This is a genomic window from Pedobacter sp. PLR, from assembly GCF_026239675.1.
Classification (GTDB): Bacteria; Bacteroidota; Bacteroidia; order Sphingobacteriales; family Sphingobacteriaceae; genus Pedobacter.
Genome location: NZ_JAPIVQ010000008.1, coordinates 21161 through 47497, shown reverse-complemented (window position 1 = coordinate 47497; position 26337 = coordinate 21161). Strand labels below are relative to the sequence as shown.

29 protein-coding genes are annotated in these 26337 nt (G+C 40.7%); 18 read left to right on the top strand and 11 right to left on the bottom strand.

Annotated features, from left to right (window positions below; genetic code table 11):
• Positions 1-31: 31 nt before the first annotated feature.
• Genes OQX61_RS19395 through OQX61_RS19385 form a run of 3 tightly spaced genes read right to left on the bottom strand, consistent with a single transcriptional unit; the run spans position 32 to position 1935 of the window.
• Positions 32-337 (bottom strand): hypothetical protein, encoded by a 306-nt coding sequence (locus tag OQX61_RS19395; protein ID WP_265843462.1) that lies wholly within the window; start codon positions 335-337, stop codon positions 32-34.
• Between the two features lie 21 nt (positions 338-358).
• On the bottom strand, positions 359-1135 hold the full coding sequence (locus tag OQX61_RS19390; RefSeq protein WP_265843461.1) for a DUF1080 domain-containing protein: 777 nt from the start codon (positions 1133-1135) through the stop codon (positions 359-361).
• A gap of 53 nt (positions 1136-1188) precedes the next feature.
• Positions 1189-1935, bottom strand: coding sequence for a hypothetical protein (locus OQX61_RS19385; RefSeq protein WP_265843460.1), 747 nt, complete (start codon positions 1933-1935; stop codon positions 1189-1191).
• 317 nt (positions 1936-2252) lie between these two features.
• Here OQX61_RS19385 and OQX61_RS19380 point away from each other — a divergent pair, with 317 nt between their 5' ends.
• Together OQX61_RS19380 and OQX61_RS19375 are read left to right on the top strand one after the other, a co-directional pair.
• A complete protein-coding gene (locus tag OQX61_RS19380) occupies positions 2253-2552 on the top strand; it encodes a metalloregulator ArsR/SmtB family transcription factor (protein ID WP_265843458.1) in 300 nt (99 codons plus the stop codon).
• Positions 2553-2563: 11 nt separating this feature from the next.
• Positions 2564-3670 (top strand): NADH:flavin oxidoreductase, encoded by a 1107-nt coding sequence (locus tag OQX61_RS19375; RefSeq protein ID WP_265843457.1) that lies wholly within the window; start codon positions 2564-2566, stop codon positions 3668-3670.
• Between the two features lie 99 nt (positions 3671-3769).
• Here the strand turns inward: OQX61_RS19375 and OQX61_RS19370 are convergent, their stop codons facing one another.
• On the bottom strand, positions 3770-4033 hold the full coding sequence (locus OQX61_RS19370) for a hypothetical protein (RefSeq protein ID WP_265843456.1): 264 nt from the start codon (positions 4031-4033) through the stop codon (positions 3770-3772).
• Between the two features lie 93 nt (positions 4034-4126).
• The gene (locus OQX61_RS19365; protein WP_265843455.1) at positions 4127-5401 is read right to left on the bottom strand and encodes an aminotransferase class I/II-fold pyridoxal phosphate-dependent enzyme; all 1275 of its coding nucleotides are present in this window, start codon (positions 5399-5401) and stop codon (positions 4127-4129) included.
• 54 nt (positions 5402-5455) lie between these two features.
• On the opposite strand from OQX61_RS19365, the gene OQX61_RS19360 reads away from it, so the two are divergent.
• From OQX61_RS19360 to OQX61_RS19345, 4 genes are all read left to right on the top strand, one after another.
• The gene (locus tag OQX61_RS19360) at positions 5456-6073 is read left to right on the top strand and encodes a phosphatase PAP2 family protein (protein WP_265843454.1); all 618 of its coding nucleotides are present in this window, start codon (positions 5456-5458) and stop codon (positions 6071-6073) included.
• 114 nt (positions 6074-6187) lie between these two features.
• Positions 6188-6499, top strand: coding sequence for a hypothetical protein (locus tag OQX61_RS19355; protein ID WP_265843453.1), 312 nt, complete (start codon positions 6188-6190; stop codon positions 6497-6499).
• 124 nt (positions 6500-6623) lie between these two features.
• Complete coding sequence (locus tag OQX61_RS19350) at positions 6624-7517, top strand: hypothetical protein (protein ID WP_265843452.1); 894 nt, start codon at positions 6624-6626, stop codon at positions 7515-7517.
• 257 nt (positions 7518-7774) lie between these two features.
• Complete coding sequence (locus tag OQX61_RS19345; RefSeq protein WP_265843451.1) at positions 7775-8302, top strand: OmpA family protein; 528 nt, start codon at positions 7775-7777, stop codon at positions 8300-8302.
• 23 nt (positions 8303-8325) lie between these two features.
• Here the strand turns inward: OQX61_RS19345 and OQX61_RS19340 are convergent, their stop codons facing one another.
• Positions 8326-10305 (bottom strand): ATP-binding protein, encoded by a 1980-nt coding sequence (locus OQX61_RS19340; protein ID WP_265843450.1) that lies wholly within the window; start codon positions 10303-10305, stop codon positions 8326-8328.
• Positions 10306-10522: 217 nt separating this feature from the next.
• The gene (locus OQX61_RS19335) at positions 10523-10972 is read right to left on the bottom strand and encodes a DUF1842 domain-containing protein (RefSeq protein WP_265843449.1); all 450 of its coding nucleotides are present in this window, start codon (positions 10970-10972) and stop codon (positions 10523-10525) included.
• 178 nt (positions 10973-11150) lie between these two features.
• Between OQX61_RS19335 and OQX61_RS19330 the strand changes: the two genes are divergently transcribed.
• The 9 genes from OQX61_RS19330 to OQX61_RS19290 all read left to right on the top strand — a co-directional run bounded on the left by OQX61_RS19330 (position 11151) and on the right by OQX61_RS19290 (position 19734).
• Positions 11151-12233 carry an ionic transporter y4hA gene (locus tag OQX61_RS19330; RefSeq protein ID WP_265843448.1) on the top strand — a complete coding sequence of 361 codons (1083 nt, stop codon included), beginning with the start codon at positions 11151-11153 and terminating at the stop codon, positions 12231-12233.
• Positions 12234-12538: 305 nt separating this feature from the next.
• A complete protein-coding gene (locus OQX61_RS19325; RefSeq protein ID WP_265843447.1) occupies positions 12539-12814 on the top strand; it encodes a hypothetical protein in 276 nt (91 codons plus the stop codon).
• A 328-nt stretch (positions 12815-13142) separates the two neighbouring features.
• Positions 13143-13385 carry a thioredoxin family protein gene (locus OQX61_RS19320; RefSeq protein WP_265843446.1) on the top strand — a complete coding sequence of 81 codons (243 nt, stop codon included), beginning with the start codon at positions 13143-13145 and terminating at the stop codon, positions 13383-13385.
• Between the two features lie 13 nt (positions 13386-13398).
• Positions 13399-13761 carry a class Ib ribonucleoside-diphosphate reductase assembly flavoprotein NrdI gene (nrdI, locus tag OQX61_RS19315; protein ID WP_265843445.1) on the top strand — a complete coding sequence of 121 codons (363 nt, stop codon included), beginning with the start codon at positions 13399-13401 and terminating at the stop codon, positions 13759-13761.
• A gap of 4 nt (positions 13762-13765) precedes the next feature.
• Positions 13766-15856, top strand: a complete 2091-nt coding sequence (gene nrdE / locus OQX61_RS19310) for a class 1b ribonucleoside-diphosphate reductase subunit alpha (RefSeq protein WP_265843444.1) — start codon at positions 13766-13768, stop codon at positions 15854-15856.
• Positions 15857-15894: 38 nt separating this feature from the next.
• On the top strand, positions 15895-16878 hold the full coding sequence (gene nrdF / locus OQX61_RS19305) for a class 1b ribonucleoside-diphosphate reductase subunit beta (protein WP_265843443.1): 984 nt from the start codon (positions 15895-15897) through the stop codon (positions 16876-16878).
• Between the two features lie 219 nt (positions 16879-17097).
• The gene (locus OQX61_RS19300; RefSeq protein WP_265843442.1) at positions 17098-17976 is read left to right on the top strand and encodes a universal stress protein; all 879 of its coding nucleotides are present in this window, start codon (positions 17098-17100) and stop codon (positions 17974-17976) included.
• A gap of 80 nt (positions 17977-18056) precedes the next feature.
• Complete coding sequence (locus OQX61_RS19295) at positions 18057-18731, top strand: PAS domain-containing hybrid sensor histidine kinase/response regulator (RefSeq protein WP_265843441.1); 675 nt, start codon at positions 18057-18059, stop codon at positions 18729-18731.
• Positions 18732-18927: 196 nt separating this feature from the next.
• Complete coding sequence (locus OQX61_RS19290) at positions 18928-19734, top strand: metallophosphoesterase family protein (protein WP_265843440.1); 807 nt, start codon at positions 18928-18930, stop codon at positions 19732-19734.
• A gap of 236 nt (positions 19735-19970) precedes the next feature.
• Here OQX61_RS19290 and OQX61_RS19285 read toward each other — a convergent pair whose 3' ends face one another.
• The 4 genes from OQX61_RS19285 to metN form a co-directional block, all read right to left on the bottom strand.
• Positions 19971-20858, bottom strand: coding sequence for an alkaline phosphatase (locus OQX61_RS19285; RefSeq protein ID WP_265843439.1), 888 nt, complete (start codon positions 20856-20858; stop codon positions 19971-19973).
• A 242-nt stretch (positions 20859-21100) separates the two neighbouring features.
• Complete coding sequence (gene metQ / locus OQX61_RS19280; protein WP_265843438.1) at positions 21101-21922, bottom strand: methionine ABC transporter substrate-binding lipoprotein MetQ; 822 nt, start codon at positions 21920-21922, stop codon at positions 21101-21103.
• A 52-nt stretch (positions 21923-21974) separates the two neighbouring features.
• Positions 21975-22628 (bottom strand): methionine ABC transporter permease MetI, encoded by a 654-nt coding sequence (gene metI / locus OQX61_RS19275; RefSeq protein WP_265843437.1) that lies wholly within the window; start codon positions 22626-22628, stop codon positions 21975-21977.
• Complete coding sequence (metN, locus tag OQX61_RS19270; RefSeq protein ID WP_265843436.1) at positions 22621-23652, bottom strand: methionine ABC transporter ATP-binding protein MetN; 1032 nt, start codon at positions 23650-23652, stop codon at positions 22621-22623. Before metN ends, metI begins: the two co-directional genes overlap by 8 nt.
• A gap of 142 nt (positions 23653-23794) precedes the next feature.
• On the opposite strand from metN, the gene OQX61_RS19265 reads away from it, so the two are divergent.
• The 3 genes from OQX61_RS19265 (at position 23795) to OQX61_RS19255 (ending at position 26188) form a co-directional block, all read left to right on the top strand.
• On the top strand, positions 23795-24361 hold the full coding sequence (locus OQX61_RS19265) for a GNAT family N-acetyltransferase (protein ID WP_265843435.1): 567 nt from the start codon (positions 23795-23797) through the stop codon (positions 24359-24361).
• Between the two features lie 19 nt (positions 24362-24380).
• Positions 24381-24779 carry a hypothetical protein gene (locus OQX61_RS19260; protein ID WP_265843434.1) on the top strand — a complete coding sequence of 133 codons (399 nt, stop codon included), beginning with the start codon at positions 24381-24383 and terminating at the stop codon, positions 24777-24779.
• A gap of 155 nt (positions 24780-24934) precedes the next feature.
• Positions 24935-26188, top strand: a complete 1254-nt coding sequence (locus OQX61_RS19255; protein ID WP_265843433.1) for a peptidoglycan DD-metalloendopeptidase family protein — start codon at positions 24935-24937, stop codon at positions 26186-26188.
• Positions 26189-26337: the final 149 nt, after the last annotated feature.

Genomic DNA, 26337 nt, shown 5'->3' with positions numbered 1-26337 from the left:
AACAGCAGACCTTTTTTAGTTTAAGCAGTGTTTATTTAATCTTTACTGAACTGACTTCAATAAGTATAGGGCCATTTTCTACAGGATAACCCGGAACTTTTGTTCCGGTAAGCTGAACCTCTTTCTGATCAAAAGTATTAAGATCTACCGTACTGCTCCTCAAAGCGTAGGTTTTGTGATCAGATTCAATGGTATGCGTCCCATATTGGTACGTTGTCATTCCCATTTTTTCAATTTTACCGGTTAAGCTAACTGCATTCGCATCTTTTGATGATTTCATGCTGCTACACCCTGCAAAACCGAAGCCCAGGGCTAAAAGAAGGATTAACTTTTTCATAGATTCTATTTTAGATGTTGTTTATAGTTCTCTAATCCAGATGTTACGGAAACTAAGTGGTTCACTTTTATCTCCGTGCGACTGCAGTTTTATAGGTGATGGGCCATGTGGTTTATTGTAAGAAGGCAATCCTACGTATTGTGAAGGGCCTTTCAACTCAAAATTGTTCTGAACCACTACTCCATTAAAAAGAACAGTTACTTTTGCCGGACTTTTTAAGGTACCATCTGTTTCAAATACCGGTGCGGTCCAAAGTACATCATAGGTTTGCCATTCTCCTGGTTTTTTAGAAGGATTGACCATTGGCGTAGTTTGTTTGTAAACACTTCCTGCCATTCCATTCGTATAAGTAGGATTGTTATAAGCGTCCAGGATCTGTAATTCGTAACCCAGGTCACCTTTTCCTATAGAAGCCAGGAAAAGTCCGCTATTGCCACGTGCCTGTCCTTCACCAGTGATATTTGCAGGGACTTTCCATTCCAAATGCAACTGATAGTTGTTAAAATACTGTTTAGTTTCAATGTTTCCGGTTTGTTTATCTACCGAAAACGCCCCTTTACTTACTTTCCATTTTGCAGGTTGAGTCCTGTCGTTGGTCATCACCCATTGATCCAGATTCTTGCCATCAAATAGGATAATGGCATCAGATGGTGCATTGCCTGATGTTTTTGCAGGGGTAACTACAGGTGGAACAGGGGTATAAAATTCGGTGTCCTCATGTTTGGCTTCCTGTGCATTCGTGAAACCGATAGTCCCAAGGATTAAAGTAGAGGTTAGGATGGCTTTATTCAAGTTCATAGCTAATGATTAACGTGATAATTTTTTCTAATATACTATTATTGAAGAGAGTTTTAATTGAAAAATTCTTCCATTAGGTTTTGTCGCTCATTTGTTGCAAGATTGATGAGCTCAAAGCGTTTAGCAGAAGTAAAAGAGCCCATATCAGTGTCGCTGTTAATGTGGATGGTGCCCAGTAAAATCACATATTTACAGGTGTATTTTGTCTGGCTTACCAATTCATTGATGCGCTCATCTATGGCCTCATAAATGACCTCTGTAGTCTCTTTTAATGGATGTATTGCCGATAGAATTCTTTCCTTTTCTTTCAGGATAATTTGCTCAATGGTATTCATTTGATAGTCCATATCCTCCAGGTGGCCCAAAACAATCGCATTGGCATGTAGCTTTTTTAAGGCGCCCTTTGCGGCACCACAACAATCCGTGCTGTTTTGCTGTCCGTGACGGTGAATCTCACCAAGTATACCTTCTTTTGAAATGCCAATATGTGGGCCATAATACACTAAAACAGCACCATCGTCAGGCACATGACTGGCAAAGGCACCCATTCCACTCAATCCGGCGAAAGGAAATCCATCTAAGCCACCCAATTTAAAAGGGCCCAGAAATTCATTGGACCTGACCGGAAACTGAATGCTGTTTACATCATCACTACAAATACTGTCGGCCATCATGATCTGAGCAGGTTCCAGATCTAGTTTCTCTTCAACAAAATCAATTAACCTGTTGATACTGTCGATAGTAGAGATTGCATTTGGATAATGTTGACGTATGACCGCCAGTTTTTCTCTTTTTTTCATAAAGCTTTTAAAGCGTCATCATTTTAGAATTGATCTGTCTGTGTTTTGGGAGGATAAATTTTAAATAGGACACCTTGCCCGGTTCAAACAGGAGATTATTTGATCGATACGATTCAAATATCCGATTTTCCTGTAGAATATAAGATTTTAATTTATTCAGCTATTTGATTGCGGGGCTTAGCGGAATGATCGTCAGGAGGAGAGCAGTCAGGCGCATAAATCAACTGTAGATATCGGGAAAAACCGATATGATCAGGCTAATGTCATCTCTTTCAGTTTAATAGGGATATCGGAAAAAGTCGATATATATTTGTAGCATGAAACAGTTAGAAATATTTAAAGCCCTTTCCAACAAAACCAGACTGGAAATTCTCCTATGGTTAAAGGATCCTGCGACAAGTTTTCCTGAACAGGTACATGCAGGGTTTGAAGTAGGGGTATGTGTTGGCGAAATTCAAAAAAAGGCAGGGTTAACACAATCTACCGTTTCTGAATATTTGTCCATTCTTCAACGTGCTGGCCTGGTTTCTTCAACAAGAGTGGGGCAGTGGACGTATTACAAAAGAAATGAAGAAACATTTATTGAATTGAGTAAAATCATTGAATCCGATATATAAATAATATAATTATGAATACAGATAGTTTGTTCAGACCTTTTAGTCTGAAATCTTTAAATATAAAAAACAGAATAGTGATGGCACCAATGACGAGATCTTTCTCGCCAAATGGAATTCCGGGAGCAGATGTAGCCGCTTATTACAGTAAAAGAGCAGCTGGAGATGTTGGCCTGATCCTTTCTGAGGGAACAGTGATTGATCGTCCGGCTTCCTCTAATGATGCAAATGTGCCTTATTTTCATGGAACTGAGGCATTGGCCGGCTGGCAAAATGTAATCAATGAGGTGCATACACAAGGCGGTGCAATGGGGCCTCAAATCTGGCATATGGGAATTATGGACAATCACCATTCTGGTTGGCTGCCCGCTACACCATTTGAAGGTCCATCAGGTTTAAACAGACCTGGTTTTATTAACGGAAATACCATGACTGAAGCCGATATTGAAGCAGCAATTCTTGCTTATGGTGCAGCAGCGGCCGAGGCAAAAAGAGCGGGATTTGATACTGTAGAGATACATGGTGCACATGGTTACCTGATTGACCAGTTTTTCTGGGAAGGCACAAATTTACGCACAGACATTTATGGTGGCAAAACATTGCCGGAACGTAGTCGTTTTGCAATAGAAGTCATTAAAGAAGTACGCAGACAAGTAGGAGAAGACTTCGCTGTTATTCTTCGCTTATCACAATGGAAGCCTGCTGATTATACGTATCAGATGGCGAAAACACCTCAGGAACTGGAAGATTGGTTAAATCCGATGGCCGATGCAGGAGTAGATATTTTCCATTGTTCACAACGTCGTTTCTGGGAACCTGAATTTGAAGGTTCTGATTTAAACTTCGCTGGTTGGGCTAAAAAAATAACAGGAAAAGCAACAATTACCGTTGGGTCTGTAGGTTTAAACGGAGAATTTTTGAAAGCTTTTGCCGGAGAGGGTGCTGAGCCAAGTTCTTTAGATGAATTGATCCGCCGTATGGATAGGGGAGATTTTGATTTAGTGGCAGTGGGGAGACCTTTATTAGCTGATCCGAACTGGGTAAAGAAAATTAAGGAAAATCGTGTCGACGAATTGAAAGGCTTCACAAAAGAAGCATTAGGACAGTTGATTATGGACTAATTAATAAAAAACAAAAATGGCCGCATCAATTTTTTTGATGCGGCCATTTTTTTATAAGAAACATTTACATAACCTCTGCTATATAAATGTTTTAGCTGCTTAATTAAGAATTGGATTTTCTTTTAGATAAGTATCGATCTGCTGACCAATCTGATCTACTATTTCTTGTGGTTGTCCGGCCTCATTTCCACCGGATTCATACCAGCCATTGTCATCCCTGATCAGATAAAGATAAAAATCTGAGCCTCCCGAATGGCTTTTGAAATAATAGGTTTTATCATCTGAGGTCGTTACCGGCCCCTTAACCACTTTACCTCCTGATAATTTCACTTCCGCGTCTAATAAATGCTTCTTTACACCCATGTTTTTTTACGAACATAGGCAATATAACTTGCATCCGGGCTTTTATCCTGATACATCTCCAGGGATATCAGGAATAGCCGTCCATCCTGTCATTTAACGCGCTTTATCCCCCCGGCTTAAGGAAATTTTAACGCTGGCCTCTGCCTGGTTGTGATCATTTGATACGGCTATATTCTTCAGAAGTACTGAATTAAGTGCTGCACGTTTTAAACTTTTCATTTGAGTATCCATAGGGAGATAAATGATTTGCTCCAAACACAGGGCTAAGGGGATTTCAGCTATCGGCTTCAGCGGATCAAGTTTGATCAGACTGGATGCTTTTGCAGTCGCATCAAAACCATGCCTGCGAAGTAACTGAATCATTCTATTTGGATCAGCACATTGGATTGGTAACACCCAATAAGTATGGTTTTTATTCAAACGACCAATCTTTACCGAATCAGGAAGTCCTGTTAACACATCATCTGCCAGCATTTTTCTTTCTTTAATCGTGTCTGGCGAGAAATTATTCCATTTTCTTTCCAGTAGGCGATGGTTTGGAAGGCAGGGCCTGAATCTGATTTTCTTTAGTGGATCATTGCCCGGGAATCCACGGGTAAAACCGCTGAGAACCTCATCAAAATCTTTTCCGGAACTACGTATCAAATGATAAAAAAGCGTGTAAAAGCTGTTGATCGTCAACACCTTCATCAATAAAACTTTGAAGACCTTTTTCAAGTATATGCTTGTTTTTTGTCTCGTTAAGCCATCGTTTAGCTGCCTGACTTTTAAACAAAGCTCCGGATCTTTTATTTTAATAAGGGCACCACTGATTGCGGTATTCGTTTTTATCAGTCCAAAGCTATACAGCAGTACGTCTGTTTCCGGATGCCCGGGACAGCAATCATGCTCCGCTGTAGAATGCTGAGCAGCATCCCCCATAAAAGCCTGAGCTGCATCTTCAATGACGATCAATTGATGCTTTTTCGCAACTGCGATGATACCTTCCATCTCCATAACACCACCAAAAAGCGGACTCAACAGCAAGGCTTTACTGGCAGGGCTGATGGCCGCTGTAAGCTGTGCAAGATCAATTGATAGGGTGTCTTTGTCTACAGACAGCGGAATAGGAATCAATTGATGAGCCCGGATGATGTTAAACATGTCCGGAATATTAATATTGCTAACCAGAATTTCTGTACCTGGAGGGTAGTTTAAAGCCGTCAGGAGGAGATCCAGACCGGTACGTACAGAAAGTGTAACCATCCTGTCGCGTTCTTTTGGAAACACAGGCTGATTATTTCTATGGCGAAACAGCTCGGCTATGCAATAGCCAATGCCCGCAAAAGTATCTGAAAAAGTAAGGTCTGGTTTGCCTCTTGGGATCATTTGCTTAATTTCTTCCGAAGATAAGTTTAAAAAAATAAAATGTAGATTTACGCCATGATCAGCAGGAAAAGCACCTTTCTAAAATATATTATCCTATTTCAGTTGACTATAGGTATGGCTATCCCAATGCAAGTACTTGGTCAGCATCGGTTACAGCAGCTGGATGACCGGATTCTAATCGGTCTTTCTGAACGAAGAACCCCGGAAAAAACAAGTTTTTTTATGTTCCTGTCAAAGTATAATGATGTGGTTAACGTTGGCGTTCCGGTAGGACTGATGGCAGCGGGGGTATTGTCAGATGATAAACAGATGCGCCAGAATGCGGCTTATGTGGCCAGCAGCGCTGCAGTAAATGTGGTAGCGACCCTGCTCATCAAAAAACTGGTGAAACGGCCAAGGCCTTTTAATGGATTGGTGAAAATTAATGCCGTTTATCAACCTGCTCATTATTCTTTCCCCTCAGGGCATACCTCTACAGCGTTCACTACAGCAACTGCTTTATCCAATAGTTACCGGAAATGGTATGTCATTGCACCAGCCTTCCTTTGGGCAGGATCTGTCAGTTTTTCCCGTTTATATCTTGGCGTCCATTATCCTACAGATGTGGCTGCGGGAGCAGTTTTAGGAACAGGATCGGCATTATCAATGGGCTTTCTGCGTGGAGATAAGTAAAGCACTTCTTTTAATGCATAATAATATTTATATTTGCTAATATTTGTAGTATTCCTATGGCTTGCATCAATATGATAGGCAGGCTGTGGAGAGGATCCTAGATTGAACAAGCGTATGACCATAACCGTACTTCCAATTATAGAACCGGATATTAAACCGGCAGAGCCCTTAGTAAAAGTGATGAATGAGCAGCTGGTGCTAATGGCCAGAGAACTCCAGGATTTACACCTTAAAGAACTGGAATTAATGGAGCCTTTATTTGATGATATCGTAATTTACATCAGCTATAACAGTAAACAAGGTATACGCTGGAAAATTGTAAATGATGTACCTGAAGCAGCCATTACCGAAGTAGCAACCCAATGTGATAAATTAGGATATGTGCGCTGGAAAACAGCGACTCTTAATGCTTTCAACAGGGATTAATCCGGATTTTTAGCCGGGTTCTACAGCATCATTTATACAGATGACTTTTCTTGCTGTCGCTTTATTTTTTGCGGAGCATGAAACTTTTTTGCCCCTCGATGCGTATCTATGCTAAAGGCTTCCAATGAAAACCTCAGGCTTAATGATGCTTGTCTATGCCTTAAGTGCGGTATCGGTTAAAGCTCAAAATCAACAAGAGATAAACAATGATTTTATTCAGCTATATAAAGAAAATACGGAGCTTTCTTTTATCGCCCCAAGAGGAGAAATAGGAGCACCGGGCAAATATGTGATCAATGGCAGACTCACCACGAGCTACTTTCTCCTCGCTACGGAAAAACTGCCCGTCGCTTTTGCAGTAGTGCCGGATTTTACGGTTAGAGTAAGAGAAGAGAAATCTGCAGGAGTACGGACACCAAGTTTTAAAATGGGTGGCGCTCTGTTTGTCAGGTTGGACAGGTCTGTCCCGGATTATAAATATGCCACCTTAAAATTTACGCACCATTCTAATGGTCAGGATGGCGAAGCTATAAATCCTGACGGCAGCATCAATACCATGACCGGTAATTTTGCGACTAACTATTTAACCCTGTCTTACCATTTCGGAACGGATCTCCACAAGCAAAGAAAGAATGGTTATTATTCCTTAAATCATGAAGCCGGGTTTGAATGGCATAAATGGTTTCGCTATGAAAAGGCATTGAAAGATAATTATGGCTTTAGTAGATTCCTTTACAATTTTTCATTACGGAATTACCAACCTGCAAAAGAGCAGTGGAGGTTAAATACAGAAATCAGTTACGCCGTTAACCGAATGACGGAATACACGCTCAGCTCCATCAAAAAAAGACTGAACGCAGAGCTTTCTTTTCATTTTAGTTTCCCATTTATGAGCAATGCCTACCTGATGGCTGCTGCCGGGTATTACGGCGAAGATCCTTATAATATATATTATAGGGATAAGTACAGCTACCTTCGTTTTGGTATTTCCAGTGGGATTTTGAGGGGTAAAAAGTAATTTTAAAAAAATATTGGTCTGAATTCGACTGGCAAGGACTAATAATTTGTCCGGGTTTTGGAGTTTTTGAAGCTTTTGATTTCGCTGTAGCGAGTTGATTTTCAGATGATAGTCCTGTAAAAACAGCCTGATTCAGGAGCTAAATACGCCTGCCTGACATTTCCTTTTGTTGCGGCTAACACTATAATCATAACTAATTCGTTTTATTCCTTAATCATTGGATAATAATTTTTATTTTTAACAAACACAAAACATAAATGAAAATTCTAAGAACACGTACACTAATCGTTGCGATTGGGTTGTTGACCCTTTCGATGCAAGCCTGTAAGACTAAAAAATTAGTCGCAAAACCTGTTACTCCACCTGTGGAAACCAAAGCACCTGTTGTGGAAGAAAAACCAGCTCCTGCGCCGGTAGAAGAGAAAGAAGCACCTGCACCTGAAGAAAAAGCAAACTTTAATTTCAGTAATGTTCAATTCGAGTTCAATTCGGACGTCTTGAAAACTTCATCTTTCGCAACCCTGGATCAGGTAGTTAGTCAAATGAAAAAATCACCGGATTCGGAATTGACGATTCATGGTAACTCCTCTACAGAAGGATCTGCTGCACACAACATGTCTTTATCGGTAGATCGTGCAAATGCTGTAAAATCTTACCTGGTAAATGCAGGTTTGAATGGCAGTAAGCTGAAAATTGAAGGCCATGGCGCAACAAATCCAGTAGCTGAAAATACTACTGAAGCTGGAAAAGCTTTAAACCGCCGCGTAGAATTTAAAGTAAAATAAAAACATAAGGGTTGGAGCGTGAGTTAATTAATAATAGGTAGGCTGAAATGAAAAGTTGAGCCAATACCTATCTCACTCTCCACCCATATTTTACCGCCATGATGTTCCAGTATCTCTGAGCAGAGGTACAATCCGATACCAAATCCAGAGATATTTTCTGTGTGTTTGGTTTCTACCCGAAAGAAACGTTCAAATAATTTCCCCAGCGATTGTGGCTTAATCCCCATTCCCTCATCTTTAATGCTGATATGCGCGGCTAATTCGGTAATCCTGCAACTCACTTCTATTTTTTTGCCTTTCGGCGAATATTTCACGGCATTACTCAATAAATTAGAAACCACAGAACCGATTTTATCGCGATCGGCATTAATGGTAACCGCTTCGCAGGAATGTAAGGAAATGGTATGTTGCTGAAGGGTAGGGTTGGTCTCTTCAATCATTTCCCTGATCAATTGATCAAGATCAAAATTCTCCATATTCAGGTGGATCTTTCCGGATTCTAACCTGGAAAGGTTGAGAAAACCATTGATCATGTTACTCATTTTTTTGACCTGTACATTCGCTTTTTTCAAACAGGAAGCAATAAAGAGATCGTCTGGTTCTTTTAATTTGAGCATCATCAATTGAAGATATCCATTTAAAGAAGTCAGCGGAGTTTTTAGCTCATGACTCACCATACCTATGAAATCATTTTTGCGGATTTCATCTTGTTTTTGTTCGGTGATGTCGAGTATCATCCCTGAGAAATGAGCCGGGTGCCCAATTTCCATGGGATAAAGACGTCCTAATGCCCTTACCCAATGGGTATCCTGATGGTCACGGCACATAATTGGATGCTCTACACTAAAGTCTTTTCCGGTTTTAATTGATTTCATTACGGCATCAGCAACCTGCTGACGGTAATCCTCATGAACCTGATCCAGCGTGTTAGCGAGGGAAATCTCTTCTTCCGGACCATAGCCAAACAGTTCTTTCATCCTTGGAGAAGCAAAGAACATATTCGTTTCAATATCCAGTCTCCAGGTACCAACATTTGCAGATTCAATAGATAACCGGAGCATTTCTTCCGCCTGTTCCACCTTTTTTCTGGCAAGTACCTGCTCTGTGATGATGTTGGCCACCATCAAAACGCTTTTCGTTTTCCCATGGCTATCTTTCATAGGCTGGTAAACAAAATTGGCATAGAATTCTTCCAGTTTATCGTGTTGCTTCAGTAACCCCCTCACTTCATTCCCGTAGTAGGGTTCGCCTGTGGCGAGTACCGTATCTAATAATTCAAAAAATGGCTGACCATTCAGTTCGGGGAAAGCAAGTGCCAGTGGCATGCCTATTACCTCTTCTCCTTTATTCCATTCCAGCATAACCTGTTTATTGGCAGACTCAATAATGAATTCCGGTCCGGTAAACAAGGCTATTGAAACCGGAGCGTCGTCCAGCATGTATCTGATTTTAGACTCGCTGTCGGCCAGCTCCGCTAATGTTTTTTCTATCTTTCGATTGGCCTGTACTTTTTCTGTAGTTTCAGAACAGATCACCAATACACCACCAATTTGTCCCGGCACATCTTTTACCTCGCTAAAACTAAAAGTCCAGTAAACATCCTCCAGCTGGTTATTCCTGAAAATTGGAAGTAATTCATCCTCGCACCAGGTCGCGTCGCCACCAGTCAGGGCCTGGTTAATCATCGGTTGAACGGTATCCCAGATTTCCGGCCAGCAATCTTCACCGCGTTGACCGAGGGCGGCAGGGTGCTTCCCTTCATCGCCCAGACTTTTACGGTAAGCATCATTGTAAAACTGTATCAATTCAGGTCCCCACCATAAAAACATAGGAAAACGTGAGGAAATGATAATGGAAATTGTAGTCAGTAAGCTTTGCGACCACTGTTCCGGCGATCCTATCACTGTTTTTGACCAGTCATACGCACGAATCAGCCCTCCCATTTCTCCTCCTCCTTCTAAATAGTGATGATAGTTTGGTTTTTTTGCCTGATCTGGAAGCATAGAAAAAATGTTAATAGGTCTGAGAAAACTTAAGTTTATACAATCGAAGTCTTCTTTTGTTATGAAATTATATAAATAAAATCAGCTATTAAAACTTTTGGACTTATTATTTCATATTTTGATATTGCTGTCCTGTAAAACTTTCAGGCGTAAAAAAACTGGCAGGTGGGGGTCTGCCAGTTAACAAAAATCAAATAATAGTTTAAGATATACTTGATTACAATAGAGCGTATTGATTATTTTGAGGTATATCAGCTATACTAAATAGTTTTTTTGATGGTGTAGTTGCAAACAGGATACTGGATACGGTTGCATTTCTGATATATTTATTGACTTCGCTGTGGTAATGGTAATTACAAATTCCGGTAGTATAGGCTGTATTCATCTCTAAATTCAAAAATAAACAAGGGTTTTGTTCGCTATCCATCAATTTATGACCTTTAAGTTGCAGGGATACACTTGCATGCCGGGCATGATTTTGGTAACTTCCGAGCACTTTAAAGCTTAAATTAAGCGGACCAGTTAGTTCTTTTAGCGTGATGATTGCTGTTCCGGAAATAAGACCTGAACAATGTTGCTGCAAATTTAAATGAAGCACAGGTTGAAATAACCCATCACTAAGGATGCGTAGATTTATTGGTTCGGTTTGTAGGTGTTCAGTTATCATTGGAGGTTGATATTTCTATTCCTCTAAATTAGGGCTAGTTTCTAATGACAGTAAGCGTGAAAATACCCTATTAAAAAAACAGGTAAAAATACCCCCTTAGCAGTCCGGCAATGAGGGTTAAATCCAGCTTTTTTAAACAATTAATGATTTTTTTGGTTTTAAATAAATATCTTCTACTATGAAAAAAACACTACCTCTTCCATTATGGACCATTGCCATTCCTATTTTAGCCTGGGTTGCTTATTTCGGGATGTCATTAGACCTGGGAAATATGTATTCCTTTGTACTTGCCGCAGTATTAATCGGTAGCGTACTGGCTGCTGTACACCATGCTGAAGTGGTTGCTCACCGTGTGGGTGAACCTTACGGTACCTTACTGCTGGCACTGGCCATAACCGTGATCGAAGTTGCGTTAATTGTGTCACTGATGCTGACAGGCGGACCGGAAACCACCGCTTTGGCGCGTGATACGGTACTGGCTGCTGTGATGATTATTTTAACCGGAATGATTGGTACCTGTTTATTAGTGGGCGGTGCCAGGTTTAAAGAGCAAGTGTTTAGTCTGCAGGGGGTAAGCGCGGCATTAGTAACGCTTTCCGCCATTCTTGTACTTACCTTAATCCTTCCTAATTATACGACGAGTAAGGCGGGGCCAGTGTACACGAGTGCCCAACTGGCTTTTGTAGCCGTAGTTTCTCTGGTCTTGTATGGTACTTTTGTACTGGTTCAGACCGTTAGACACCGCGATTTCTTCCTTCCTCCGGAAGCTGATGGTAATGAAGATGTGCATGCAGATCCACCTGCTAAAAATGTAGCCCTCTGGAGTGCATTGTTATTGTTGGTCTGTTTAGGAGTAGTAGTTTTGCTTGCCAAGGCACTTGCGCCTGATATTGAGCTGGCTGTCTTAAAAGCGGGTGCCCCTAAATCGTTAGTAGGGGTGATCATTGCTGCGGTTGTACTCCTGCCGGAAGGCCTGGCTGCTTATCGTGCTGCAAAAAAGAACAGGCTACAGACCAGTCTTAATCTGGCGATGGGCTCTGCACTGGCCAGTATTGGGCTGACCATTCCCGCAGTGGCGATTGTATCTATGGTGACCGGAATGACCATTACTTTAGGTATTGACATGAAATCTACGGTGCTGTTATTGTTGTCTCTGTTTACGATTATGCTATCCTTAGCCACCGGTAGAACTAATATTTTACAGGGAATCGTCTTACTGGTCATTTTTGCAGTCTACTTATTCACAATTATTGCACCTTAATTAAAGCACTTAATTGGGATTAAATCAAAGAATTCAGGGATTCCAATCTCTTATAACAGCAAATTCGATAATATTTGTAAAGCTGACCTTTATCCAGGGGTCAGTTTTTTGCTTTTGAGCATTGGATAAATTTTACGCTGTTGTCTGACATTCAGGTATCGGGAGCCTTGCCCCTCCATTGAGCAGGGGTTGGCGGGGCCTTGCAGGGCCATAATCCCTGTCAGATCAGGAGAGATCCCCCGCAAAATAAGGCCAGGGCTACTGCCAAATAAGGATTGATCCCGAATTATCCTTAGATTTACCCTATGAAAAAGGTAAACATTGAAGGGTATGTGGAGTTCGATGCCAATATTCTGAAAGATTGGATCGATAACGGAGTTAATTATGTGAAAATAGTTAACCTTAATTTAAGAGGCAGTATCGAAGCCTTTGAATTAATCCCCAACTCTGAGATTCCGGAAACAGGCGACCTGATCCATCATATTCTTTCTGAGGATATAGAAGACCTGTTAGAAACCATGGAAAAAGTGAAATTCTTAGTCCATGAAATCTATTTAGAAGAAGACGAAGAAACCGAATAGTTTCCAAACAGAATTTTGTCATTTATAGATTAGCTATACAAGGGAGCACATGGTCCGGAGTATAGCTTTTTTTGATTTCAACTGACCGGAATTCTTTCCATCATGAAGTTATTTTTCTCAATAATCTTTATAAGAACACTTTACAGAATAATCCCTATTAAGTGTAATCATTTCGCACCATTTTTCCAGCATTTCATTTGTCATAAATTGAATTGTTTTTCCACCGAATGTGGATAACCGTTTAGAGTCTTTCCAGATAATATTCGCCAATTTTGAAATCCATCAACAGCCCTGCATGAGGGCCGATTTATTAAAAAAATCCTACGAAATGAGTACTAAAAGAATCATCAAATTCGAAAAAGAAGATTGTAGCCCATGTAATATGGTCTCTGAATATCTGGATAGAAAAGGAATGGTATACGAAACCATCAATCCTTTTAATGAACCTGAACTGGCCATGCAATTCAGAGTACGTTCGGTACCTACGGTGATTCTTATGGAAGCAGAACAGGAACTGGCAAGAGTAATCGGTTATAAACCGGAAGAACTGGCAGCATTAGCCGTAGGATAACCTTGTTTTTCTGATGACCTGCATTTATTATGACAGTAAGACTGGTAACGTAGAACGGTTTGTAAACCGCTTAAAGTTACAGCGCGACTGGAATATTCAAAAGATTGATCAAGTGTCCGGACCCTTAAAGGAAGGACACCTGATCACTTATACCACAGGTTTTGGCGAAGTACCGGTGTCCACTTTGCGTTTCCTCGAAGAAAATAGCAGCGCGATTATATCTGTTACTTCCAGTGGAAATAAAAACTGGGGTCCTAATTATGGACTTGCTGCGAAAAAAATATCTGCCCTGTTTCAGCTCCCGGTATTGATGCAGTTTGAGCTCTCAGGAACCGCAGATGATATTCAAAAATTTATAGACAATATAGAAGGCTAAAGATATGGTAACTAAAAAATGGATCTTGTTGAACAACGAGATCATGGTTAAAAAAGACGACGAATTCAGCCTTAGCAAAGACAAGGAAGCAGTTCGTTCTTATTTTTTAGACTATGTAAATAAAAATACGGTTTTCTTTTATACGCTGAAAGAGAAAATCGATTACCTGATTGAACAGGAGTATTACATTGATTTCTATCAATGGTATACATTTGAACAAATGGAAGAAGTTTACGACCTGGTTTATGCAAAGAAATTCAGGTTCCAATCCTTCATGAGTGCTTTCAAATTTTTTCAAAGTTATGCCCTCAGGGATGATAGCGGAGAGAAATTTCTGGAACGTTATGAAGATCGCGTAGTTGCAGTTTCTTTATTCCTGGCCAGAGGCGATGTTCCTCAAGCCAAACAATATGCTGAACTGCTGATCAATCAGGAATATCAACCGGCAACACCAACTTTCTTAAACTCAGGAAAAAAACGCTCTGGTGAATTGGTTTCCTGCTTTTTGGACGAAATCGGTGATAACCTGAATGGAATTGGATACGCAATCGATTCTGCAATGAAACTTTCATCTATCGGTGGTGGTGTTTCTTTTAACATTTCTAAAGTACGTGCAAGAGGAGAGTCCATCAAAGATGTTGAAGGACGTGCAGGTGGAGTATTGCCGATTATGAAGATTCTGGAAGACACTTTCTCCTACGCCAATCAACTCGGTCAACGCCCTGGTGCAGGAGCGGTATACCTGAATATTTTCCACACCGATATTGAAGAGTTTTTAGACTGTAAAAAGATCAATGTGGATGAGAAAGTCCGCATAAAATCCCTTTCAATTGGTGTCATTGTACCTGATAAGTTCATGGAACTTGCAGAAAATGATGAAGCTTGCTACCTGTTCTATCCACATACCGTATATAAACAATATGGTAAATATCTGGATGAATTGGATATGAATGAGATGTATGAGGAATTGGTGACCAATCCTTTAGTGAAAAAGAAAAAGATCAATGCCCGTCATTTGATGGTGAAAATCGCTCAGACACAAAAAGAGAGTGGTTATCCGTATTTGTTTTTCAAAGGAAACGCCAATAAAGCACATGCTTTAAAGGAACTTGGAAATGTGAAATTCTCTAACCTTTGTACAGAAATCATGCAGATTTCAGAGGTCTCAGATATCGAAATCTATGGTAAAGAAGATACTATCCGTTACGGGATTTCCTGTAACCTGGGCTCTTTGAACATTGCTACGGTAATGGAAAATAAAAGGATTAAAGAGGCTGTTGCTACCGCTATGCGCTCTTTAACCGTGGTTTCCGACCTTACCGATATCGCCATGGTGCCTTCTGTACAGAAAGCAAATAAAGAATTGCATAGTGTGGGTCTTGGCGCCATGAACTTACATGGTTTCCTGACTAAAAACTTTATCATGTATGAAAGTGCAGCTGCACTTGATTTCTGTAATGTTTTCTTTATGATGGTCAATTTCTATTCTATTCAAAGTTCAATGGAAATCGCAAGAGAGAAAAAAGAAACTTTTGTAGGCTTTGAGCAATCAGAATATGCAAACGGTAATTATTTCCAACCTTACCTGATTAAGGATATTGCACCGGTGAGTGATAAAATTGCTGGTTTATTCGAAGGAATGGCCATTCCTACCGTTGCTGATTGGACTACCTTGATGAATGAGGTGAAAACTCATGGTCTTTATCATGCTTACCGTCTGGCAATAGCGCCAAATCAATCGACTTCTTATATCATGAATGCAACAGCTTCCGTGATGCCGGTAGTGGATGTGATTGAGGTTAGGGAATATGGCGATAGTACCACTTATTACCCAATGCCTTACCTGGATAATGACAATTATTTCTTCTATAAGTCGGCTTATGATATGGACCAGAAGAACGTACTACGTCTGATTTCAGTAATTCAAAAGCATGTGGATCAGGGGATTTCAACGATTTTACATACCAATACGAAAGACAGCACACGTGATATCGCCAAATACTATATCTATGCGCATAAAATGGGCCTGAAATCGCTGTATTATACCCGGACGCGTAAAGCTACTATTGATGAATGTGTATCCTGCTCGGTTTAATTCCAGGCAGTAATTAATTACCTTATTAAATTATATAAATGAGTTCATATAAAGCAGTAAACTGGAATACACCTGAAAATGATTACGCAGGAATGTTCTGGGAGCAAAATCTTCGTCAGTTTTGGGTGGATACTGAATATATTCCTTCAAAAGATATTGACAGCTGGAAGTCTTTGAGTCCCGAAATTCAGGAAGCTTATAAAAAAGCATTGGGTGGCCTTACTTTATTGGATACCCTGCAAAGTCATACCGGAATGCCTAAACTGTTAGACCATATCGATGGCCTGCAAAATAAAGCGGTATTGTCGTTTATGTGTATGATGGAAGCGATTCATGCCAAATCTTATTCTACCATTTTTACCACGGTAAATAGCACTGCGGAGATCAATGAGCTATTTGAATGGGTAGAAAATAATAAGCTGTTGCAACATAAAGCAGCTACAATTGACAAGTATTATAGAAATCTGGATGCACAGAAAGTGAGTGACGAGACCTTGTTTATGGGCCTTGCAGCTTCTGTATTGCTGGAATCTTTCTTATTCTATAGCGGTTTCTTTATGCCGTTATGGTTGGCTGGACAAGGGCAAATGGTAGCCAGTGCAGACATTATCAAAAAGATTGTAGCTGATGAGTCTATTCATGGTGTGTTTGTAGGTTTACTGGCCCAGGATCTTTACAAAAAACTGCCTGATCCGGAAAAAAGCAAACAAGAGCTGATCAATCTTTTGATGGAACTTTATGAAAATGAGTTGAAGTATACGGATGAATTGTATACGGAAGTTGGTCTTACTGCCGATGTAAAAGAGTATGTAAGGTACAATGCCAATAAAGCAATGATGAACCTTGGTTTTGAAGAGCTATTTGAAGTGAAATCGGTTAATTCTATTGTATTAAATGGCTTAAACGGAGAAACAACACAACATGATTTCTTCTCTAAGAAGTCCACAAACTATGAGAAAAGTATGGAAGTGGTACACCTGAGAGATGAAGATTTTCAGGTTGAAGCGGAATTGGTTTTCTAGTTAGTTTTTCAAAAGAAGGTACCTTGATTTGTTCAGGGAAATTATCCTGATTTGATCAAAAAAAATAGTCCTGTCTTTGTTGGTTTTAAGCGACCTGACGAAGACAGGATTTTTTATTTAAAACAAATAGGCTAACTATCAGTGTTTAATATGATACATATCATGTTTCTTTAATTCAGGATTATTCATCTTAGTTAAAGATCAATTAAAACACAGCAGATGAAAACTATTTTGATTCCCACTGATTTTTCTCCTAATGCAGACCATGCCGCACTGTACGCTATGGAACTAGGGAAAAACATGAAAGCCAGTCTTAAATTATGTAATGCCGTCATGGTACCGGCATCAGCCAGTATGTCCGGACAAGTAGCCTGGCCATTGATGGACCTTGGTACTTTGAGAGCAGATGCCAACCGCCAGCTTAAGCAAGTTTCTGAAAAGTTGAAAAAGCACATTAAAGATACCGGTGCTTCCCGCGAAGAATATCCACCAGTGGAGGTTTTGGCAGAGGTAGGAACCGTCCCTGAAGTGTTAAATATGTTGGCAGAGAAGGGGGAAGTCAACCTTGTGGTTATGGGAACCTCAGGAGTAGGAGGTTTAAACCGGTTTTTTCTGGGTAGTACCAGCAGGGACTTAATAAATAATGGCAGCTTTCCAATCCTGTTGATTCCGCCTGGAACGGATTTTAAACCACTGAAAAGAATTGCATTCGCGACAGATTTCAGTGATGGCGATATGGAACTCATTCATTCACTCTCACATTTTGCCCGACCATTTAATGCAGAAATTCTCATTGTACACATCACTCCCGATGATTTTGATCCGGAAATCCATCAAAAGAAAGTCGATTCATTTTTAAATGAGGTGACCTGTAAGGTGCATTACCATAAGGTTTATTACCGTCATGTTAAAGATATGGGGATTGATGAGGGCCTAACCTGGTTAACCGATCATGTAGACATTGATATGCTGGCTATGGTTCATCGCAGGCATCCTTTTATCAAAAGATTATTTGAAGGTAGTCATACCCAGAAAATGGCCGTTCATGTAAAACTGCCCTTGCTCGTATTTCCTCCGGAGACTCATACTGTGCTTTAGGGTTACTAAAATTTAACTGTTGTTCCTATTTTGATTTTTATTGCAGATAAAAGTTGGGTAAAGCGTAAATTTGAGCGCTTATGGGAATACTAAAGAAGGATGAGGTGTACATGATGGATGGTTCTCAGGAACGATTGGTTCCATTGCTAATGGCCTATCAGCAGGCAGTGGATACCAGTATAATTTCCTCCATTACAGATATTAAGGGAACCATCATTCATGTAAATCAACGTTTTTGTGAAGTTTCTCAGTTTAGCAGACCCGAGTTACTGGGACAAAATCACCGCATCATCAATTCCGGTTATCACCCTAAAGAATTCCTCCGGGAGATGTGGAAGACGATCGGAAAAGGGGAGGTCTGGCATGGTGAAATTAAAAATCAAGCCAAAGACGGCTCATTTTACTGGGTGGATAGCGTGATTGTCCCGATCAAAGATTTGTCTGGTAAACCCCTGCAATACCTTTCTCTAAGAACACTCATTTCTGAACGAAAAGAAAAAGAAGAAAGAGACAGGGAAGATCAGGTCAATGCAATGGAACAGATGCTGTTCAAAATTTCTCATGAACTTAGACAACCCGTGGTGAAAATTCTGGGTTTATCAGAATTGATAGACCATGCTCCTGATTCTGCGGAAGATTTGAAAATCATGATCGCAGGGATCAAAGAGTCGGCAATTATGCTGGACAACTATACGAGAGAACTTGCCGGTTTTGTGCACAAGATCCGTAATGAGCATGATTTAGAGACTGGCTAATAGTTTTTATGGGATTTAGCCGGATGATTTAGCTGTATACCATGATTTCTGTTGATTGTACAAAGTTTTCCTTTAATATTACAACTTTAGCCGTTCCTGAAATGTGACCTTTGTTGGGTTTACAGTACAGATCAATTGATTGGATTGCATCTCAAATGAAATACTCTGTAATCAATTGAAATATACTGTTCCTCAAATGAAAATAGCAATTATTAGTGATCTTCACGCCAATCTACCCGCACTAAAAGCAGTGTTAGCAGATATATCCTCCTTTAATCCGGATCAAATTTATTGTCTCGGGGATTTAACAGACGCAGCACCATGGCATAATGAGGTGATTGAACTGATTAAAGCAAAGCATATTCCTACCATCATGGGGAACCATGATGAACGTATCGCTTTTGACCATCCGGTTTATCCGCTTACCAAACACAACTTAAGGGAACAAGAGGCCCGTTTGGAAGCTATTAACTATACTAAACAGCACATTACGGCCTCTAATAAAGCTTTTTTGGCCGCTTTACCGGCCACAATAAAACTGGAGTTAGCAGGAATGACCATTTTATTGGTTCATGGAAGCCCTGATAGTAATGAGGAGTATCTTTATGAAGATGCCGAAGAAAGCAGGATTTCTGAAATGTTCAGGAAAGCACAAGTGGAGGTGATTATTTCCGGACATACTCATGTTCCTTTTATTCGTTATCTGTCAGAATCACCTGTTCAAAATTTGCCGGAATCAACTGATCAGGAATGGCCCGGGTCAACTCCCCAAAAGACAAAACTATTGATCAATACCGGTTCAGTAGGACGCTCAAAAGAAAAAGACCGTAAAGCCTGTTACCTGCAATTGGAAATTCTAAGTGGTAGCGATGCTGTCGGACTTCATCGCCTCAAACCCCTCATCCGAAAAATAGCTTATCCAATAGAGGAAACGATCAGAGGTATTAGAAGCAGTCCTGTCCCTGATTTTTATGCTGATTTCCTGGAAAATACCCCTGATTAAAATCAGTTTAGTCCTCTACAGATTGAAAATTATAAGGCCATAGCCTTTCACTAAAAATTATGGAGCCTCCGAACCAGGCTGCGTAGTCAGAAAAAAGAGATAGCGCTTCAGTAAGCCCTAAAACAATAAAGGAGCAGATTTAGCCTGCTCCTTTCTTAAAAAACTATTTGCGAATGCTGAATCATTTAGCACAGCTGATGTTTTTCAATGTGTTAACCCTTTATACAGGGATATGTTTACTTGCCGAAACTATCCGTAACCGCTTTACCTCTCCAGCTTTGTGGAAGCTTTAAGCCCATAATCCAGGCCAGGGTTGCTGCAGTATCGTAAGTGATGATCACGTCTTTGATCTTATGGTTTTTCTTAACACCAGCTCCATTGATTACCCATGGAATCTGTACCTCATCCAGGGTTTTTCCACCATGTCCTTTACCGGTACCACCGTGATCTGCTGAAACAATGATGATCGTTTCTTTTTCAATTCCTGCATCTTTTACCGCTTGTACGATTTTTCCGATCCGCTCATCTACCTTTTTCAACTGCTCATAATAAGCAGGGGTACGATGACCAATCTCATGACCGGTATGGTCTGGTTCATCAAAATGAACGAAAGTGAAATATGGTTTCTCTCTTTTGATAATCGTTGCAGTGGTGTCTGCACAGAAATCATCTTTGTCATTGCCTGGTACCACAATGCTGATGGCATCTTTTTCTACCAATGGCCCGATTCCAGGCCAGCTGTAAATCACGGCAGTTTTCGCATTCGGCTTCTGATCTCTGATCACACTAAAGATAGAAGGAAAGAGACCGTATTTTGTGGTGGTTGCCGAAGGGATTTCAGGCGTTTTACTTCCCCATTCCGTATAACCATGTTCCGTCGGACCGGCGCCCATCAACATAGAAGCCCAGTTTACCGCGCTGGAAGATGGAAGTACCGATCTGGCCTCAAGGCTGGAAGCCCCTGTTTCCATTAACTTTTTAAGATTGGGCATTTGCGCATCAGGAATGGCATAGGCACCAAGGCCGTCGCAGCCAATCAGGATGACATGTTTTACATTTTTCACCTGTGCATTAACGCTAAAACCAGCGCAAAGCAGGCAAAAGGCAATAATTGATTTTTTCATTTGTGTGGTTTATTATGGTTAATCGTATTCAAAAGTTAAATATATATGTTAAGATGTTTAGTTGCATTAAACAAATGTGATTTTTTTGTTGGATTACTGCTTGTATCTAAGCAGGTAAGGCATAAAAAATCCCCCAAAAAGCGACTGACTTTATGGGGGATTTGGGTAAAATATGGCTCTTTTCAATTGATAGTCAGCTCTTTTTATTTGCCTTCATCAGCAGAAAATATTTTTTGTGAAGATTACCAGCCTTTAATTGCACCTCCTTTGAAGGCTTCTTTTGCGGCTTTTTCTACTTCTTCAGATTGGTAAGCTTTGACAAACTTCAATACTTTTTCGTCATTTTTATTGTCTTCTCTGGCTACGATAGAATTTACGTAAGGAGAATCCTTTGATTCCACAAATAAGCCGTCTTTTTCCGGACTTAAGCCTATAGGGGCTGCAAAGGTATTGTTGATGATGGCAATCGTTACATTCTGGTCGTCTAATGCTCTTGGCAACTGTGGAGCCTCTAGTTCCAGAATTTTAAGATTTTTAGGGTTGCCTGTAATGTCATTGACAGTAGGCAAGAGGCCAACACCCTCTTTTAGTTTGATCAGGCCGAATTTCTCCATTAGTAACAATGATCTTCCACCATTAGTGGCATCATTAGGAATAATTACCGTACTTCCGTCTTTAAGTTCTGATAAAGATTTGATCTTTTTTGAGTAACCGGCAAGAGGGAAAACAAAAGTGTTTCCTACGATGGCAAATTTATAACCACGTTGTTTGGTCTGCACATCCAGGTAAGGCTTGTTTTGAAAAACATTCAGATCAATGTCTCCCTGTTGAAGCGCTTCATTTGGCATCACATAATCGTTAAACTGTACCAGATCTACTTCCAGACCGTATTTTTCTTTGGCAACTTTCTTCGCCGCTACTGCTAAGCTATATTCCGGACCGGATTCTACACCAACCTGAATATAGTTCGGATCGGTGTTTTTTGTCGAACGGCCACAGCTAAATAAAGCTACTGAACCTGTTAAAATCGCTATTGCCGCGATAAATTTGATTTTTGTATTCATTTGTTTCTCCTATTTGATAGGTGTCTTTCCGATTTGATGCTTTTCGGGAAGATTACCTGTGGTCTACTCTTTTAGCGATAAAATCACCCAGAAACTGGATGATAAATACCAGTGCAATTAACAATACCAGTACGGTATTCATGACAAATACATCATACCCAACATAGCCATATTGGTAGCCAATCTGGCCAAGTCCACCGGCACCAACTGCACCACCCATGGCCGAATAACCAACCAGTGTGATCAGGGTAACGGAAGCACTGTTGAGGATGGAAGGTAAAGCTTCCGGTAACAATACTTTATAAACGATCTGGAAAGGAGTGGCCCCCATTGCTCTTGCGGCCTCTACCAGTCCACCCGGGACTTCAATCAGACTGTTCTCAATCAATCTGGCGATAAACGGAGCCGCACCAATACTCAAAGGAACAATTGCCGCCTCAACGCCAATAGAAGTGCCTACCAGCGCTCTGGTGAAAGGGATCATCCAAACGATCAGAATGATGAAGGGAATGGAACGAAAGATGTTCACAATAATTGAAATAGTATGGTTGAAGGTTTTATGTTCTAAAACCTGTCCTTTCCTGGTCATAAATAAAAGCACACCCGTAGGTAGGCCGATTAAGAAACCGAAAAAGCCGGAAACAAAAGTCATGACGATGGTTTCCCAGGCTCCTTTAGCAAGGAGCAAAATCATTGAATCAGACATAACCTATTACCTCTACTTTAATATTTTTACTTTTATAAAATTCTATCGCCTGAAGGCTGTTTTCTTGTGTTCCGAAGACTTCAATCAGCATCACGCCAAATTTAATCCCACCGGCATAATCCATTCTTGCGCTGATCACATTACTGTCAATCTGGAAAAGACGGGCAACTTCTGATAATACAGGATCATCGACCGACTGTCCCGTAAATTCAAGTTTCAGTAATGGACGTTTGTTTTCCGCAGGTGCAGAAACCAGTCGTTCTTTATAGTCTGCGGGAATATCCAGGCTCAGGGCAGAGGCAATAAATGCTTTTGCCAACTCCGTTTTTGGATGAGAAAAGATCTCACTCACCGCGCCTTGCTCAATTAATTTACCTTCACTGATCACTGCAACTTCATCGCAAATGTCTTTTACCACCTCCATTTCATGCGTAATGAGCAGGATGGTGATGTTTAGTCGCTTATTGATGTCTTTCAGTAAAGCGAGTATAGATTTGGTCGTTGCAGGGTCCAGTGCACTGGTTGCTTCATCACAAAGCAATACTTTAGGGTTGCTAGCCAGCGTTCTGGCAATTGCTACCCGCTGTTTTTGTCCACCGGATAAGTTTACCGGATAGTCATGGTGTTTTTCATTCAAACCCACTAAATCAAGCAGCTCCGTTACTCTCTTTTCAATTTCAGCTTTCGGTGTATGGTCTAACTCCAGGGAAAAGGCAACATTCTCAAACACCGTGCGTGAAGATAACAGGTTGAAGTGCTGGAAAATCATTCCTATATGTCTCCTGGCTTTGGCCAGCTGTTTCGGGGAAAGATCCATCAGGTTTTGACCATCAACAATCACCTCTCCGGAAGTTGGTTTTTCAAGTAGATTTACGCAGCGGATCAGTGTGCTTTTGCCTGCTCCTGAACTACCTATTACCCCGAATATTTTACCTTCAGGTACAGTTAAGGAAACCCCGGACAGGGCAGTGATCGCTCTCGTCTTCTGGAAAAACTTCTTCGTTATATTTCTTAATTCAATCATTACCCGGAAGTTTTTTTGACAAAGATAACGTTTCAGGGCATTAGAAACGCGATTAATTCTATGAGATTGGTATAGAATGTGATTTCCGAATCATGAAATCGATGAAAACTGTTATATTCGAGCTTGATATCAAGTAAATAAAATGATGGATCAACCAAAGAAATTTAATTTTGAAATACCTCCTGTTTTGGAGTCCGCCAGACTATTACTCCGGGAACAGACGGTGGAAGATGCAGCAGCAGCGTTTCATTTGAGAACTAATGAAGAAGTCATGAAATATGTGCCGAGGGCAAAACCGGCAAATATAGAAGAAATTTATGCCTTAATCGAGGAGATTAAGCAGGGAACCCTGAGAGAAGAAAACCTTGGTTGGGCCATTACTTTAATTGAAGCACCGGATATCATGATTGGCTTTATCGGATTTCCGCACTTTGACTTTCCCAATTTCCGCGCGGAAGTAGGGTATATGCTGGCCCCCGGATTTTGGGGTAAAGGTATTGCCAGCGAAGCTTTGGGACTCATGAACAAATTTGCCTTTGAAGAATTAGGATTACACTCGCTCTATGCAGTTATTGATCCGGATAATCTGGCATCTGCTAAAGTTTTAGTGAAGCAAGGTTATGTTAAAGAAGCTCATTTTAAGGAAGATTTCTATTTTGAAGGAAAGTTCCTGGATAGCGTTATTTATAGTTTATTGAAACCGGAGTAACCTATACTATACCCCTGATATGGAAAATATATTGCTTTCTGGAAATGTAAAATGGAGTACGGAAGAGGAAGTGCTCCATAGAAATACGGTAGATCAGGTAGGTGTTCATGTTTCCGGCGCAGGTCCTTTTCACTGTCACGCTGGCCAGATCGCTTTAACAGAGAAGGCGATTTACATGGAAGGCGATGTGGACCTCTCTTTCAACCTCGGAGACCTGGAACAGTTGTTCATTGGTTTTGATGAGGTATTCCCCCGGACCCTGGTTAAAAACTTCGGAATGACCGCGCAGCCCCTGCGTTTACAGGTAGGAGCAGGTATTGGTGTTCTTTATCTTTTTATTGATTACAATATGATGAGTTTTACCAATAACCTACTCTGGTTCAACTCCATCAAGTCCATGCTAGCCGAAGTTGACTAGTTGTCATAATCTCTTTTTAAATTGAGAATACTGCGATATTTTTGATTGTTTTGCGTTATGATTTGCATTTAAGCCCCGATTTGAATAGTTTTAGAATCGCATTGCTAATTTAACACACTAGCATGGCTACGGTATTTAGTTACTTATTACACATAATGAAGCTCCAGAAATTATTCTTAACCATCATATTTACGGCTGTTACTACCCTTGTTTTTGCGCAAACCAGTGCAGAATTGAAAAGGAATAAAGAAGCCATTCAAAGGGAAATTGAATTATTGCAGAAAAACTTAAACGTGACTTCCAGCAATAAGCGAATGACTTTAGGACAGATCAGGGCGGTAAATGCAAAGATCCGCCTGATGCAGAACAAAATTGCGGTAATCAACTCAGAAGTGAAAAACCTGGACAACCAGATTCATGAGAATAGCAATGAGGTGCGCAGCTTAAAAGGGCAACTGGGACAGTTAAAGAAAGAATATGCGAGCATGATCCGCTTTGCACAAAGGAATAAGAACTCCTATGAAAAGATGATGTTCGTATTTGCCGCTGATGGTTTCAATCAGGCTTATAAAAGGATTAAATACCTGCAGCAATTTGGGCAGTATCGCAAGAAACAAGCTGATTACCTACAGGGAACGCAGAAAAATATTGAGTATAAAATCGGTGTGCTGGATAAGAACCTGAAGGAGAAAAGTACGCTGCTGACAGAACAGGAGCACGAAAAGGTAAAGCTGAGCAAGAACAAATCTGAGCAGTCGGTGATGCTCAACCAGATCAGCCGTCAGGAAAAGCAATTCAAACAGGATCTGGCAGCCAGAAAAAGAAAACAAGCGGATATTGACCGTGCCATTAGAAGTGCCATTCAGAAAGAGATCGCACTAGCCAGAAAAAAAGCGGAAGAAGAAGAGCGTCTGGCTAATCAAAAAGCTATTGCGGAAGGCAGACCTGTTGCCGCAGTGAAAGAAAAAACCAATTCCAGCTACCTTACTGCCTCCCCTGAGAATGCAAAGCTGTCTGCGGGGTTTGAAAACAACAGAGGGCGCTTGCCATGGCCGGTGGCTCAATATTCTATTGTAGAGCGCTTTGGTGCCCATACTGAAGGTCAGGCCAGCTATAATAACGATGGGATCAATATCCTGACGGAGAATGGCGCTGCAGTAAAAGCGGTATTCGAAGGTAAGGTGTTGTTTGTCAGAGAGTTGTATGGAACTTACATTGTAGCTTTAATCCATGGCGACTATTTCACCATCTACCAGAACCTGAAATCGGTGAGCGTGGCCAAAGGCGATAAAGTAGAAACCAAACAAACGCTTGGTGTGGTCGCTTCGAAAGAAGATGGGCCAGTGCTTCACTTTGAAATTATGAGAGGCCAGAATAAACTTAACCCAGAGGCCTGGATCGCAAAGTAATCCCTTAACTTTTCCGGAATTTTCATTTAGATGTCATAACATCTACCTTTGACCTTCGTGCTGACTAAAACAGTATAGATAGTCAGATGTTAGCTATATATTTGTGCCCGCTCTCAGAACTTAGTCTATTTAGCATCAAATAAGTTAAC

Coding starts and splice junctions, on each gene's coding strand:
- OQX61_RS19395 (WP_265843462.1), bottom strand. CDS start 337: ATGAAAAAGTTAATCCTTCTTTTAGCCCTGGGCTTCGGTTTTGCAGGG.
- OQX61_RS19390 (WP_265843461.1), bottom strand. CDS start 1,135: ATGAACTTGAATAAAGCCATCCTAACCTCTACTTTAATCCTTGGGACT.
- OQX61_RS19385 (WP_265843460.1), bottom strand. CDS start 1,935: ATGAAAAAAAGAGAAAAACTGGCGGTCATACGTCAACATTATCCAAAT.
- OQX61_RS19380 (WP_265843458.1), top strand. CDS start 2,253: ATGAAACAGTTAGAAATATTTAAAGCCCTTTCCAACAAAACCAGACTG.
- OQX61_RS19375 (WP_265843457.1), top strand. CDS start 2,564: ATGAATACAGATAGTTTGTTCAGACCTTTTAGTCTGAAATCTTTAAAT.
- OQX61_RS19370 (WP_265843456.1), bottom strand. CDS start 4,033: ATGGGTGTAAAGAAGCATTTATTAGACGCGGAAGTGAAATTATCAGGA.
- OQX61_RS19365 (WP_265843455.1), bottom strand. CDS start 5,401: ATGATCCCAAGAGGCAAACCAGACCTTACTTTTTCAGATACTTTTGCG.
- OQX61_RS19360 (WP_265843454.1), top strand. CDS start 5,456: ATGATCAGCAGGAAAAGCACCTTTCTAAAATATATTATCCTATTTCAG.
- OQX61_RS19355 (WP_265843453.1), top strand. CDS start 6,188: ATGACCATAACCGTACTTCCAATTATAGAACCGGATATTAAACCGGCA.
- OQX61_RS19350 (WP_265843452.1), top strand. CDS start 6,624: ATGAAAACCTCAGGCTTAATGATGCTTGTCTATGCCTTAAGTGCGGTA.
- OQX61_RS19345 (WP_265843451.1), top strand. CDS start 7,775: ATGAAAATTCTAAGAACACGTACACTAATCGTTGCGATTGGGTTGTTG.
- OQX61_RS19340 (WP_265843450.1), bottom strand. CDS start 10,305: ATGCTTCCAGATCAGGCAAAAAAACCAAACTATCATCACTATTTAGAA.
- OQX61_RS19335 (WP_265843449.1), bottom strand. CDS start 10,972: ATGATAACTGAACACCTACAAACCGAACCAATAAATCTACGCATCCTT.
- OQX61_RS19330 (WP_265843448.1), top strand. CDS start 11,151: ATGAAAAAAACACTACCTCTTCCATTATGGACCATTGCCATTCCTATT.
- OQX61_RS19325 (WP_265843447.1), top strand. CDS start 12,539: ATGAAAAAGGTAAACATTGAAGGGTATGTGGAGTTCGATGCCAATATT.
- OQX61_RS19320 (WP_265843446.1), top strand. CDS start 13,143: ATGAGTACTAAAAGAATCATCAAATTCGAAAAAGAAGATTGTAGCCCA.
- nrdI (WP_265843445.1), top strand. CDS start 13,399: ATGACCTGCATTTATTATGACAGTAAGACTGGTAACGTAGAACGGTTT.
- nrdE (WP_265843444.1), top strand. CDS start 13,766: ATGGTAACTAAAAAATGGATCTTGTTGAACAACGAGATCATGGTTAAA.
- nrdF (WP_265843443.1), top strand. CDS start 15,895: ATGAGTTCATATAAAGCAGTAAACTGGAATACACCTGAAAATGATTAC.
- OQX61_RS19300 (WP_265843442.1), top strand. CDS start 17,098: ATGAAAACTATTTTGATTCCCACTGATTTTTCTCCTAATGCAGACCAT.
- OQX61_RS19295 (WP_265843441.1), top strand. CDS start 18,057: ATGGGAATACTAAAGAAGGATGAGGTGTACATGATGGATGGTTCTCAG.
- OQX61_RS19290 (WP_265843440.1), top strand. CDS start 18,928: ATGAAAATAGCAATTATTAGTGATCTTCACGCCAATCTACCCGCACTA.
- OQX61_RS19285 (WP_265843439.1), bottom strand. CDS start 20,858: ATGAAAAAATCAATTATTGCCTTTTGCCTGCTTTGCGCTGGTTTTAGC.
- metQ (WP_265843438.1), bottom strand. CDS start 21,922: ATGAATACAAAAATCAAATTTATCGCGGCAATAGCGATTTTAACAGGT.
- metI (WP_265843437.1), bottom strand. CDS start 22,628: ATGTCTGATTCAATGATTTTGCTCCTTGCTAAAGGAGCCTGGGAAACC.
- metN (WP_265843436.1), bottom strand. CDS start 23,652: ATGATTGAATTAAGAAATATAACGAAGAAGTTTTTCCAGAAGACGAGA.
- OQX61_RS19265 (WP_265843435.1), top strand. CDS start 23,795: ATGATGGATCAACCAAAGAAATTTAATTTTGAAATACCTCCTGTTTTG.
- OQX61_RS19260 (WP_265843434.1), top strand. CDS start 24,381: ATGGAAAATATATTGCTTTCTGGAAATGTAAAATGGAGTACGGAAGAG.
- OQX61_RS19255 (WP_265843433.1), top strand. CDS start 24,935: ATGAAGCTCCAGAAATTATTCTTAACCATCATATTTACGGCTGTTACT.